A 13,671-nucleotide genomic window follows, 5' to 3' on the forward strand; every position below is an offset into this window, starting at 1 on the left:
CTCAAGTAACCAACATATGGATTACCGACTTGTAACAAGGTGTCTCTTTGTCTGGGCTATTTCTCCAGCGCACAAAGTACAAAATAAAACTCCCACCAGCAAGCTTGCCCCTAGCCAGATGTAACAGTTTGCATCAATTATGTTGCACATTTGTAAAGCACTATTAACTAAATAATCTTAAGCTTTGATCAAACCCAAGCCTTTCGCGCTTTCTATAACATAATTAAGTCGAAAACAAAAACACAGTGTTCGCAAAATACCTTCATTACATCAAGCTATACCCTTTCCCTATTGGATTGTGCTGATACAAAAGCTTAACAATCTAGTAGCTGCCCACTCACTTTTGCAGCAAAAAATTAACGCAACTTTTCACAGAAGTACGTTTAATTCAAAAACGGGAAGGTTTTAATGAGAATAAAAAAGATAAGCCTGATGACCATAGCAGCAATGTATGCTGCTGGTGCAGGAGCTGCAGCCATTGCTACGCAGCCTAATGCTCCGCTTGCTTTGGCAGACATGGAAATAAAAGGAGTTGATATTTCAAATGAGGAATATCAACAAATGCAGCAAATCGCCAGCGAGCGACTTAATCGCCAAGGTATCACCTTAGGCCCTAACCAACATCGCGCAATAAGTACTGATGCAAAAACGCCGTTTCATTTTGAGGCTGATTTAGCCGCGGGTGAACATACATATATTATTCAACTTGCCGATCAGCCCGTTGCAACCTATGACGGTAGCATTGCAGGCTACTCTGCTACAGCACCTGCCATCACCACACAACAGTTTGGTAAGCAGACCAAAGCCAAAGTAAATACACAATCAAGTGCAAGTCGCAGTTACGTAAACTACCTGCAAAACCAACAAGCCAGTATCCAATCTGAAATTAGCACTAAGATTGGTGTCGCTGCCGATATCCGCCAATCATACAAATACGCATTCAATGGTATGAGTATGCAATTAACCCAAGCTCAAGCCGCTAAAGTTGCGAACTTAAACGGCGTTAAAGCCGTAACCCGCTCTATTGTTCAAGAATTACATACAGATGTCGGGCCGCAGCATATCGGTGCTGACCAAATCTGGAATGGTAATGTCACTGAGGGCACTGAGTTTACTGGTGCAGGCATAAAAGTCGGTATTCTAGATACTGGCATTAACTCTAACCATCCATCTTTTTCCGCAATGGGTGACGATGGTGTTGCCATTGTGAATCCGATGGGTTCAGGCAACTATATCGGTGATTGTGAGCTCGAAGAATTTGCCGACATGTGTAATGACAAGCTAATTGGTATTCGCTCTTACACTGAAATTACTGATACTTATGGTGACCCTGCATTTAAAGGTGAAGGCTGGTGGGGAAGCTGGGATAGAGCCCGCCCAGCAAATGGTGAAGACTATAACGGACACGGCTCACACACCGCATCAACGGTTGCTGGTAACGTGTTATTTGATATCGCATACCAAGTTTCAGAAGCGGGATACGGCGATGAGATTACAGGTCGTGACACTGATCTTGTTTTCCCTCGCGTATCAGGCGTAGCCCCCCATGCAAATATCATTTCATATCAAGTGTGTTGGGCCGGTGGTGGCAACGCACCTTACTCTGGTTGTCCTCAAGAAACGACTTTGAAAGCCATCGATGATGCGATTGCCGATGGCGTAGATGTGATCAACTACTCTATCGGTGGTGCAGAGCAATTCCCTTGGGAAGCGCCTACCGAACTCGCATTCTTAGCAGCCCGTGAAGCGGGGATTTCTGTCGCGACATCAGCAGGTAATGCAGGTGACTACTGGATGGATCATGTATCACCTTGGGTTACCACAGTTGCCGCTACAACTCATGGTCGTGTTATTACCTCCAACCCAAAAACCATTGATAATTTTGAAGGTGGTGATGAGAGCCCTAGCCCCTATGGGCCTATGAGTGCGGCATCAATCACTGGTGCATACACAGGACCTGTCGTATTAGCGGCCGATTACAACGCCGACAATGCAAGTTGTGATACACCTTTTGCTGCAAATACCTTTACCGCTTACCCTGATGGCAGTGCATTAACAGAGATGCCAATTGTGGTATGTCAACGTAGCGACCAACCTAGAGCAGCAAAAGCAGATAACATTTTGGCTGGCGGTGCAGGTGGGATGATCCTGTATAATATCCAACAAGATTGGGAATTTCCTGTCTACGAAGCCATTAAAGTAGAAGATTTCTACCCATTACCAACTGCACATGTTGGCGCTAATGACGGGACGAAACTTCTTAACTGGTTAGCTTCTGGTACTGGTCATCGTGCCAGTCTAAGTGATGCGTCACTTTATACTGAAATGGGCGAAGCAGATTTACTTGCTGGCTTCTCATCACGTGGACCAAGCACAACTAACCCAAATGTGATGGCGCCGACCGTTGCAGCCCCAGGTGTAGACGTGTTTGCCGCTTACGCGAATGACCGTATATTTACGCTTGATGGTTATGGTATGAACTGGGCAGCGATTAGCGGCACTTCAATGGCATCACCACATGTTGCTGGTGCAATGGCATTAATTAAAAATGCCCACCCGGATTGGACCCCTGCGGAAATTCAATCCGCACTTACCACAACCGCAACAGAATCTAACTTTAGTTACGATCAAGGTGGCGCTGGAGTCATTAATGTGGCCGCAGCAGTTAATGCGACCTTATTGCTTGATGAAACCATTGAAAACTACACCAACGCTAACCCAATGGCTGGTGGTGACGTATCAATGCTCAACACGCCATATATTGTTAATCGTGACTGTAAAGGAAGCTGCAGCTGGTTCAGAACAGTTACAGCAACCGAAGATGGTAGTTGGAATGTGACTGCAGAAGAAATGGGCTATATTGGTGCTTCATTATTAGACTTAACCGTCACTCCAGCAAGTTTCTCCCTGCAAGCAGGAGAAACCCAGCGTATAATGGTGACGGCTAAATTACCTGATCTTGATTTTCAATCAGATTCACCACTCGGCGCGGGTAACAGCGATGGTTATAATTTTTACGGTAAATTAACCTTATCACCTAGTGATACTAGCAAACCTGTTCAACGTATCCCGGTGATCACCACCTATAAGAAAGCTGACATGCCTGTAAATGTTCATGCAAAATTTGGTCGTGAACAAGGCACTATGTTGACAACGGATATGGTGTTACCAGTTTCATCGTCGGTAGCCGCCACCGTCTATGGTATGAGTATGGGTGAGTCAAAAGAATACCACTTAAAAATGAGTGAACTATGGCCATGGGAGCTTGAAGATTCATTACCTACTGCAGAGACTCAAATGGGCTACCGTATGTTTACGGTACCGGAGGGGACTAAGCGACTCGTGGTAGAAATCACCGATGAGGATAATGAGGTCAGATACGCATCTCGATTAGATCTTGGTCGTGATGTCAATAATGATGGCAAAATCCACTGGGGCAATGAGGCAATCTGTATCTCAGATTGGCGTTTACGAGACTACTGCGCCATCAATAACCCAGAGCCCGGTCAATACTGGTATACCGTGACTAATATGAAATGGGGCCAAGGTTGGTTTGACCCATATAATAAAGCGAATCGCATTGTGACGAACCTAGTCATGGTCAGTGACGAAGTAAGCTCTGAAGTCACCATTGATAGCGTTGAATCTAATGGTTTTGACCCAGTTAACCTAGCAATTAATTGGAACATGCCAGATGCTGCTAAGGGCGATATTTATCATGGTGTTATCGAATTAGGAACGGACTCTGCAAACTTGGATGACATTGGCATGTTACCATTGCGCCTTACCCGAACCGAAGATGAAGTGATACTAAATAGCAGTCATACAGGTGCTCAAGTTGGTGATATTGTCGACTTTGAAGTTGTTCACGAAGCTAACCTTAACGGTTTAGAACGTGAAGTGAACCTCAATGTAATGCTTCCAGAAGGCATGACCTTAATCGCTGACTCAGTGCGCGGTAATGAATTCTTTGAAACACTTGAAACCACAGTAGAAGCAAACCAAGTTTCTATTAGCGGTATCCAAGCCTCATCAAGAGATTCTGAACGCCGTTATGAGTTCACCACTAGCCTTGAAGATGAAATGTGTCGCCTACCGTTTTCTGATGCAACCCATTTCCTTGACTTGCAAGCTATTGGTGTTGATCAATTGCCAGGATTTAGTAATCAGTGGGACCAAAGTTTTGAAGTGCCAGACTATATTGGTTATGACAAATACTTCCCACACATTCCATTATATGGTGTAGCAGCTGAAGATACCGACAACATCATCACCATTCAAGGCGATGGCTTAATGAGATTTGATGCGCATGCCCTATTCTCATTACCTGGTGAGTCTTTGAAATGGGACGGTGCACGTGACTTATTGGTTGCTCCGTTCTGGTTCAAAAATGGAGTAACCATCAACCAATCTGGAATGGACTTGGCTACCTTTACTCCATATGAGTATGGCGTTTACGCTGCTGCACTTAATCAAAATCAGTATCTAGCTATCCAATGGAAACGCATGTATGGCTCGATTCCTGGTCCATGGGGTAATGAAGTCGATTACAACACCCACTATGAGTTCACCATGTTAGCGTCAGCAGACATTGATTTCACGCCTAACACGTATGAAATTATGTTCGCGTACAAAGACATGAATGAGGATAAGGGTAAACATACTGTAGGCCTTAAAGGTTATGAAGGTGTACGTGGTTTCTACTACCCAGTTAACGGTTATAACTTTGATGAATACGCAGTCAATGAACCAGAGAAGTTAGCCAGTGATATGGTGGTATGTGCTAACTACCAAGGTCCTGAAAGTACCCGTCTGGTAACACGTTTCTCAGCAATGGTGAACAATGCAGCAGTTGGTAGCGACAATGAAGTTAGCTTAACTTCAACGTTAACTGATGCTAACACTGTCATGCAATCGGTAACGGTTCCTGTGAGCAGCAACATTACCGTATTTGAAATGGCTAACCACACCATGGCTGAAAATACCGTGATGGAAGGATTAACCGTTGAATACATGCACAGTGAAAACCGTGCGGTTGCGATGATGGCATCGGGTGATAACGTATCAATCGAGGTTGATGATATGAGCTTTACTATCACACCAGATACTGATTGGTATGGTGAAACTGAAATCACAGTAACAGTGATGGATGCCGCGAACCAAAACGATCAGGCCAGCACTAGCTTCATGCTAACAGTGACCTCTGACGGTGTTGAACCAACAGCACCTGTGACACCTTCACCAGAACCTGAAACTGATTCAGACTCTGGCGGTAGCCTAGGTTGGTTAGCATTAATGATGCTGGGTTTAGTGGGCGTATCACGCCGTAAGCACTAAGCTAAATCTGCAATCGCAATTAACCTGAGTTAATTGACAAAGAATCAAAAAGGGCTTTCATTTGAAAGCCCTTTTTATGTATTTAACACTCAATACTAAGCAACGGACTCATTAGTTTCATTGGTTAGCGTATCTCTAACACTGGCAGCCTGACACAGTAAACATTCAATAAACTCTATTGCTGGCGCAGTTTGTTTTTTCCCTCGAAGTGAAATTACACTAAATTCGGCATAAATCTCTGGCATCAACAAAGGCGATAATTGCACCAAGCTTCCTTGTTCAATGAGGTTTCTCACTGCGATTTCAGAGGTCAGTGCCACAATATCACTATTTAACATGGCATCTTGTATCGTTGGGAAGTGTTCAAATCGCACTAACCCAGAAAAGTCATGACGCTTAACATTGAATAAATCACCAAACTCTTGCTGTACTGCCAGCGGTAAATGTTTAGGAATGGCCAATGGGTAGTCACGTAATGCAGGCAAGAATAATCGCTTTTGCCCAATTAAGGGGTGATCACGGCGGCAACTAAACACAGCTTTGAATGGAGATAATGGTGTGATATCCAATAAAAAGTCATGCTCAAGTTGAGTGACTTTGCTCTCTGCAATAAAAAAATCTAACTCGTGTCTCAATAGCATTTGGTAAAGATCTTTACCATCAGCAACTGAAACATCAATACTCAAGTTGGGGAAAGCCTGCATAAAACTGCCAACAATTGGCGCAACGAAATTATTAGCGGGTAAAGGACTTGAGCCAACTCGTAAACAGGCATCGTGAACACCATGAAATAGCGTCACCTGCTCTTCGAGTTCTTGCGATTCTTTTAGTAATCGTTGTCCATGCTTTAGCACGACAATGCCTAATGTCGTCAGTGAAACAACTTTTGCATTTCTCACCAGTAGCTGCCCACCAACCAAGGTTTCTAACCGCTGAATACTCCTTGTTAAAGTAGGCTGGGTGATATTTAGGATCCGTGCCGCTTTGTTGTAATGCTTTATTTCTGCTAACAGCACAAAGTGTTTAATCTGACGCAGCTCCATATATTGATTCCTCAATCACAGTGTTAATACATGCCATTGCAAACTTTTAATACATTTTCATTCGGAACTGAAACCCTATCAAATGAAATCCGACAAACAAGCAATAAACGTTAAGCTGATGTTAAATTTTGTATCAAATGTGAGTATTTTTTGAACAGAATAATGGGTGGGATAGAATCAATTTTTCATAAATAAATCAGCTTATATATGTTTCACACCAATAACTTATGAAATATAAAAGCGGCACTACATAGATAACAATCTACTTTCCAACTTGTGTCAAACACATACTAACAATGCACATTATGTATCAAAGAATGAAGCAATGTTATTGGAGAGAAAACAACCAGAGAGTCAACAATGTTAAAGCGATGTAAACACTGATCGCGATTAAAACAATAAAAAGGACGACTCTGCATGAAACTAAAGAAACTCAGTCTGATGACTGCTGCAGCGCTCTACAGCGTTGCTTCAGGCATAGTGGTCGCGTCAGCGCCACAAGACTATAATATGCGCTCGATTGAAATCACAGATGCCATTTTAAAACTCAATGAAGATTTATATAACAATAGAAATCGTAATGGCACTGATCAAATCAACAACAATAGCCACAAAACGAATGTTCACCGAGCGATAGCTCAAGCTAGCTCTGAAAAAGTCCCTTTTCAGTTCAATCAAGATATATCAGGCACTCAAACCTATATTATTGAATTGGCCGATACTCCAGTGTCTTTGTATCGCGGCGGGATTAACCAATTAGCAGCGACATCTCCGTCAATGAGTACGGTGCCAGCTATGCTCAGCCCTGGCCAACATAATAAACTCAACCTCAACAGCAATGCAGTAATACAATACAATCAGTATCTAAAGCAGAAGCAAGACAATATCATCAGCCAAGTTGACTCCTTGACGGCTGGACAGTCTGAGTTACTTCATCGTTATTCATTGGCATTCAATGGTATGTCAATGCGTATGACACAAGAAGAAGCTCAGCGAGTTGCTGCATTAGCGGGTGTAAGAAACGTCACTCTCGAAAAAGTATACCAATTGCATACTGACACCGGCCCAAAACATATTGGTGCTGACGGCATGTGGCTGGGTAACACATCTGATGAAGCCTATAAGGGTGAAGGTATTGTTATTGGTGTATTAGATACAGGTGTCAATACCGACCATCCTTCGTTTGCCGAAGTGGGTGGCGACGGTTATGTACACACAATGCCGAGTCGATACGACAACTATTTAGGTGATTGTGAGAAAGAAGCCTTTGCCAGTATGTGTAACGACAAACTCATTGGCGTGCGCTCTTATGAGGTGATCACCGACACCTATAGTGACCCCGTTTTCCAACCTGAAATTCCTTCATGGCAAGTTAAAGAACCAAAGCGACCGGCAAATGGTGAAGACTATAATGGCCACGGCTCACATACCGCATCAACAGCTGCAGGTAATGTGCTAAAAAATATTGATTATGTCGTTCCCCTCCCCGGCGAAATGGGTGATGGTGTACCCACAGGTTTAGTTTTTGCAGAAGTGTCAGGCGTAGCACCACACGCCAATATCATTATGTACCAAGTGTGTCACCAAGGTGATGGCTCATATGGAGAAACATTTGGTGGATGTCCCGGCTCGGCATTGTTAGCAGGTATTGAAGATGCCATTGCTGATGGTGTAGATGTGATTAACTATTCTATTGGTAGTACGTTTGGCTCATTCCCTTGGGAAGACCCGATGGAGCTTGGTTTTTTAGCCGCTCGTGAAGCAGGGATTTCTGTCGCTGCATCTGCTGGTAACTCATACAATCCAGAATATGCTAGTCAAGCAAGAGGCGCAATTGACCACCTTTCACCTTGGTTAACTTCTGTGGCCGCATCAACCCATGGTCGCGCCATTAGCGTTGAAGGTAAAATGGTGTCTAATTCATCTGGCGGTGAGCAAGACTTAGTTGCTATGTCTGGCGGCGGGATCACGGGTGAGTACACAGGCCCGGTAGTTGAGGCTGCGGCTTACGGTAGTGAATATCAGATGTGTAATGAACCTTTTGAAGCAGGTTTTTTTGATATGATGCCAGATGGCGTCACCCCGTTTGATAAAGCCCCTATTGTTGTTTGTCAGCGCGGTGAAATTGCCCGCGTAGCAAAAGCAGATAACGTGATGGCTGGTGGCGCAGGTGGTTTTATCTTATATAACACCGATAGAAATGACACCGTCAATAACGACCCGTTTGCCATTCCAGGTATCCACCTAGATTACAATAGTTATTATGGTCACTATACCTTGAACGAAAACTATGGTTTACAAGACTGGTTAGCACAAGGCAGTAATCATGTATTAACCATTACTGCATCAGAGGTTGTCGTAAAAGCTGATTTAGCGGATTATGTCGCCGACTTCTCATCGCGCGGACCAAACTTTGAAGCGCCAGATGTGATGTCACCTAATCTCGCTGCACCAGGCGTTAATGTATTTGCTGCATGGGCTGATGAAATGCCATTTAGTGCCTTTGGTCTGCCAGCAGACTACGCGGCTATCAGTGGCACTTCAATGGCAGCTCCTCATGTTGCTGGTTCAATGGCATTACTTACACAATCACACCCTGATTGGACTCCTGCACAAATTCAGTCGGCGTTGATGACAACAGCATCTATTGATGGTGTCACACGTTCACGTGACAGACACCCATACGATCCAGTTGCGGCAGGGTATTCGGATGCCGGTAGTGGTGTGATCAATGTATCACGCGCCAATAATGCAGGTTTGTTGCTCGATGAAACGGCTAGCAATTACCGTGCAGCTAACCCTAAAAATGGCGGTAATATTCATACATTGAACCTGCCTTATTTCTACAACGATAATTGTGAAACCCAATGTAGCTGGATGCGAGTCGTCACTGCGACTCAGGATGGTACATGGAATGTAGAAGCACTCACCAATGAAATGCAAGGTGCGGATATGCTTCACCTTGAGGTTTCGCCTAAAACCTTCACTCTAAAAGCTGGCGAGTCACAAGCCATTAGTTTAACGGCTAACATTCTGGAAGTAGAAGCTATTGGTGCAGATACCTCTCAAATCCAATTGTTTGGTGATGTGGTTATTACACCAGAATCAGAAACTATGCCACTACAGCATTTACCTGTCGGTGTGAGGTATGCTCCAGACAACTTACCTAAAGAAGTCAAAGGCATTATTCACCGTCAGCAAGGCCATACGTTAACTCCAGCCTTCCAAGCTGATGAGTTTCTTGAACTAAATGCCAGCACAGTTGGCTTAGTTAAAGGTCAATTCTACAATTTCAATTTACAAGGTGCATTAGTCAGAGACTATTCATCAGGGCTAACAGTTGAAGACATTCAGAATGATCCAGGTGCTGAAATTATCTTCTTTGAAGTGCCTGAAGGTACTCAACGAGTGGTTTGGGAAGTTGTCAGTGCAGATCCTCAGCATACTTATACATCGCTAGATTTAGGTATGGATGTCAACAATGATAATGAACTGCAGTGGAATGATGAGGCTATTTGTTACTCGTACACAGACGCGGGTGACTATTGTGCGATAAATAACCCTATGCCTGGTCGCTACTGGGCAATTGCTGCAAACTGGAAGTGGTTGTCTGAAGATCCTAAAGACAATGCCGATCCATTTAAAATGAGCCTTGCTATTGTTGCTGACACTGACGAAGCTAACCTTTCAGTTGAAGGTCCTACATCAAGTGATGGTCTTGAACCGGTTCAATTGAAGCTAAACTATGATATTAAGGATGCACAGGAAGGTGATATTTACTATGGCGTAATGTCCTTAGGCAGTGATGCCTACAATGCTGATAACTTAGGCAGCTTCGCGGTTAAGCTATCACACCAAGGTAATGATACTCACATTGAGTCAAGTCAAACCGCTGCGCAAGCTGGTGATATTGTTGACTTTACAGTAACTCTCGCGCCAAACCTACTGGCTGGAGAGCGCGAATTTAGCATCAATACTGAGCTAAGTGCAGGACTGCAAATCATTGAAGACTCTATCACCCTAGGTGGTATTAGTGATTTTGGTGATGGCGCAACCATTGCTGGAAATGTCATCAACCTCAATGGCGTTCAGGCCTCTTCTGCAGACATGCCTCGTCACTATGTATTCACAACTAACCTTGAAGATGCAACATGTAGAGTGCCATATGGTGATGATCCTACCTTCTATGATGTTGGTGCGACTGGAGCAGACCATTTAGGTATTTCGGGTCATCCACGTAATGCCATCTATCTGCCGATGGAACAAAATGGCTTACCACACGTACCTTTATACGGTAATGCAAAAGAATATAGCCGAGATTTCTTAGGGATTTCACCATTTGGTTTTGTCCAATTTGATCCTATGCCATTGTTCTTTAACCAGCACACCGCTTTTGATGAACACTTCCAAGCTTTCCCTGACACGATAGTTGCGCCACTATGGCGCGGTGATGTGGGGATGCCAGAAGCATATTTTGATTTTGCGACACTGCAATGGAAAAACGCGGTATATGGTGTCATTACTGACAACCACTACATTTTCCAGTGGAATGGTGGCCAAGAATTAGCCAACTGGTTAGTCGGTAATAATAATCCGGATCCCAATGCTGAGTTTAATATTCAGACGGTTATTGCGACTCAATTAGATTTTGCGCCTGAAACACCTGAAATAGTATTTGCCTATAAAACTTTGAAGTCAGCAAATGACCACTTTGGTTCCATTGGCCTTCATGGTTTCTGGGGTGAGCGTGGTTACTATGGACCTGTATACGGTTATCTCAATGATGGCTTTGCCTTTAACGATGTCGATGAGAAAGTCACTGAAGGTATGGTGGTATGTGCAGACTATCGTGGTCCAGAGCAAACTGAGGTGAAGATTAGCTTCTCTGCTCGCGTGTCAAATGAAGCAGCCGGTAGTGAATCTATGGTGAAAGTTGATTCTCAATACGCCGATTCAGAGATGATCACTGTCGAACATAAATTATCGACACCTACCAATATCAGCGTTGCAGCTATGGCTGATATGACGATGGCTGAAAACAGCACGCTTGAAGGGTTAGTGGTGATTTACAACGATCTGAAAAACACCAGCAATACTATCAGTGTTACTGGTGCCCATATCAGCGCAATGATAGAAGGCCACACTTCAGGTAGCCAATTTAGCATTACTTCTGAGCAAGATTGGTATGGCACCACGGAAGTGACTGTCACTGTTAGCGACATGGCTTACCCATCTGATGCTTCGAGCACTAGCTTTATGCTGACAGTTAATTCAGATGGCATTGAACCTGTCACACCTGAAGCGCCTGCCGAAGAAACAGTCACTGAGGATTCAGACTCTGGCGGTAGCTTAGGTTGGTTAGCATTAATGATGCTAGGTCTAGTAGGCGCAGCACGCCGTAAGCACTAATCTAAATCTGCAATCGCAATTAACTTGTGTTAATTGACAAAGCATCAAAAAGGGCTTTCATTTGAAAGCCCTTTTTATGTTCAATTAGCTTAATGCAGTTTATTTGACTGAATTGACTTCTTCATCCGTTAAATAGCGCCATTCACACTCTTCCAACTCTGGGTCCAGCTCAATATGCCCTATGGCTTCACGGTGCAAATTCACAACTTTATTACCTGCTGCGGCAAACATACGCTTAACTTGATGATACTTACCTTCGCTAATGGTTAATCTCGCTTGATGCGTATCAACTATGTCTAAAATAGCTGGTTTTGTTAAACCATCTTCGCCTCTTAATTCGAGGCCTTGTTTAAACAGCTCAACCAAATCTTCCGTTAAGGGGTCGGCAACTTCTACAAGGTAGCGTTTACCGCAATCTTTTTTAGGCGAGGTAATTTTATGTGACCACTTGCCATCACTGGTGATTAAAATCAGCCCAGTCGTGTCCACATCTAACCGCCCTGCAATGTGTAAAACTTCTGGCTTTTCAATGTCCATCAAACTAAATACCGATTGATATTCTTCATCTATAGAAGAGCAAATGGTATCGACGGGTTTGTGCATCATGATATAACGCTCACCAATTAACGTGAGCTCATTGCCATCAACCTCAATCAACATATCGGCTGATACTTTAAAGCTTGGGTCTTTAACTACCTCACCATCACAGGTAACTTCACCTGACTTCAATAGCTTTTTAGCCATTGAGCGGGTTAACTCGGTGCTTTCACAAATGAACTTATCTAATCTCACATTTTTACCCTACCAATTTACTTGCCGCTATTATGATGGATGCGCTTGATGACATAAAGCTATCTTATGTTTTTATTCCAGTGACGGGCTTTAACAAGGGGCTACTTTGAGGGGAATGACATTCAATAAAGCTTGCCAATAACACCATATCAGCAAGCTTTACACTAGAGTGGCAATTAATAAATTGTCCGAGGCGATTGCAACATATCCCAATAATGAGGAGAACCCGCTGCATCTTTATTAGCTTTCTCTTCCTCAGCGTCACCAGATGACTCTGCAGCAGGGCTTTCCAATATCCCCTGCTGTTGCGATGGCGCCTCTGACGGCGCAATATATTCAGGCTTCACTTTTTCCTGTTTAGAATCGGTCTTAAATACGGATTTAAACATACCTGTTAAACCAGATTTTTTAGGTGACTGCGCAACGGGATCTAACCCTGTCACTTTGCTATCGCATTCATCTTTAGCTGGCGCTTCGCTCTGATTCAAATCGGCTTGTGTTAACTTTGGCTTGAGTTCTTGTTTAAACCCAAGCTCTTGCTCAAGTTCACCAATAGGCATAGGTACGATGGCTGAGTTAACTAACGCTTCTATGTCTCTTAATGCCATGCGCTTATCAAACTCTAATACAACCTCACGAGCTTCACGCTTTGCTATCGCTAATGCCGCAACTAAATCATCATAGATACGATGATAATTTTTATAGTGCTGAACATAAGGATTGATGTTGCTCTTCATGCTTTCGTTTAAATTGGCAGTTAAGCGTTTGTATTCATTGACTTGTTGTTCAAAATCATTCAAGTATGTTTGCGTAATCTTAATACGTGCTTGTAAAGATTCTATGTGAACTTGAATAGATGCTTTCTTGCTGATGAATTCATCAATAACAACTTGAGAAATTTGCGCAGGTGGCGCAAGTGCAGGTACAAGGCTGGCAAACTCAGAAATAATCCCCACCGGCTTCCACTGACTAAAGCTAGGGTTCCACCCATAATATTGTGCATCATTTTCAACTATCTCAATCACTTCATTCGCTGAAAATGGCCCGCTAACACTTTTATTTTTTGACAAAAACCAAGTCTTCATTTTTC

The 13,671-nt window shown here is 43.5% G+C and carries 5 protein-coding genes; 2 read left to right on the forward strand and 3 right to left on the reverse strand.

Features of this window, described 5'->3' with window-relative positions:
* Positions 1 to 432 precede the first annotated feature (432 nt).
* Positions 433 to 5,337, forward strand: a complete 4,905-nt coding sequence (locus ACHUGF_RS01930) for a S8 family serine peptidase (RefSeq protein WP_394129080.1) — start codon at positions 433 to 435, stop codon at positions 5,335 to 5,337.
* A gap of 95 nt (positions 5,338 to 5,432) precedes the next feature.
* Here ACHUGF_RS01930 and ACHUGF_RS01935 read toward each other — a convergent pair whose 3' ends face one another.
* Positions 5,433 to 6,380 carry a LysR family transcriptional regulator gene (locus ACHUGF_RS01935; protein ID WP_394129081.1) on the reverse strand — a complete coding sequence of 316 codons (948 nt, stop codon included), beginning with the start codon at positions 6,378 to 6,380 and terminating at the stop codon, positions 5,433 to 5,435.
* A gap of 417 nt (positions 6,381 to 6,797) precedes the next feature.
* Here ACHUGF_RS01935 and ACHUGF_RS01940 point away from each other — a divergent pair, with 417 nt between their 5' ends.
* Positions 6,798 to 11,789 carry a S8 family serine peptidase gene (locus ACHUGF_RS01940; RefSeq protein ID WP_394129082.1) on the forward strand — a complete coding sequence of 1,664 codons (4,992 nt, stop codon included), beginning with the start codon at positions 6,798 to 6,800 and terminating at the stop codon, positions 11,787 to 11,789.
* Positions 11,790 to 11,888: 99 nt separating this feature from the next.
* On the opposite strand, the gene rsuA is transcribed toward ACHUGF_RS01940, so the two are convergent.
* Positions 11,889 to 12,581, reverse strand: a complete 693-nt coding sequence (gene rsuA / locus ACHUGF_RS01945; protein WP_394129083.1) for a 16S rRNA pseudouridine(516) synthase RsuA — start codon at positions 12,579 to 12,581, stop codon at positions 11,889 to 11,891.
* A gap of 176 nt (positions 12,582 to 12,757) precedes the next feature.
* Positions 12,758 to 13,666, reverse strand: coding sequence for a hypothetical protein (locus tag ACHUGF_RS01950; RefSeq protein WP_394129084.1), 909 nt, complete (start codon positions 13,664 to 13,666; stop codon positions 12,758 to 12,760).
* Positions 13,667 to 13,671: the final 5 nt, after the last annotated feature.

It is taken from the genome of Shewanella maritima, from assembly GCF_043643735.1.
Classification (GTDB): Bacteria; Pseudomonadota; Gammaproteobacteria; order Enterobacterales; family Shewanellaceae; genus Shewanella; species Shewanella maritima_A.

What these genes read in the sequence shown, in the direction of transcription:
- ACHUGF_RS01930 (WP_394129080.1), top strand. Translation starts at nt 433, where the DNA reads ATGACCATAGCAGCAATGTATGCTGCTGGTGCAGGAGCTGCAGCCATT.
- ACHUGF_RS01935 (WP_394129081.1), bottom strand. Translation starts at nt 6,380, where the DNA reads ATGGAGCTGCGTCAGATTAAACACTTTGTGCTGTTAGCAGAAATAAAG.
- ACHUGF_RS01940 (WP_394129082.1), top strand. Translation starts at nt 6,798, where the DNA reads ATGAAACTAAAGAAACTCAGTCTGATGACTGCTGCAGCGCTCTACAGC.
- ACHUGF_RS01950 (WP_394129084.1), bottom strand. Translation starts at nt 13,666, where the DNA reads ATGAAGACTTGGTTTTTGTCAAAAAATAAAAGTGTTAGCGGGCCATTT.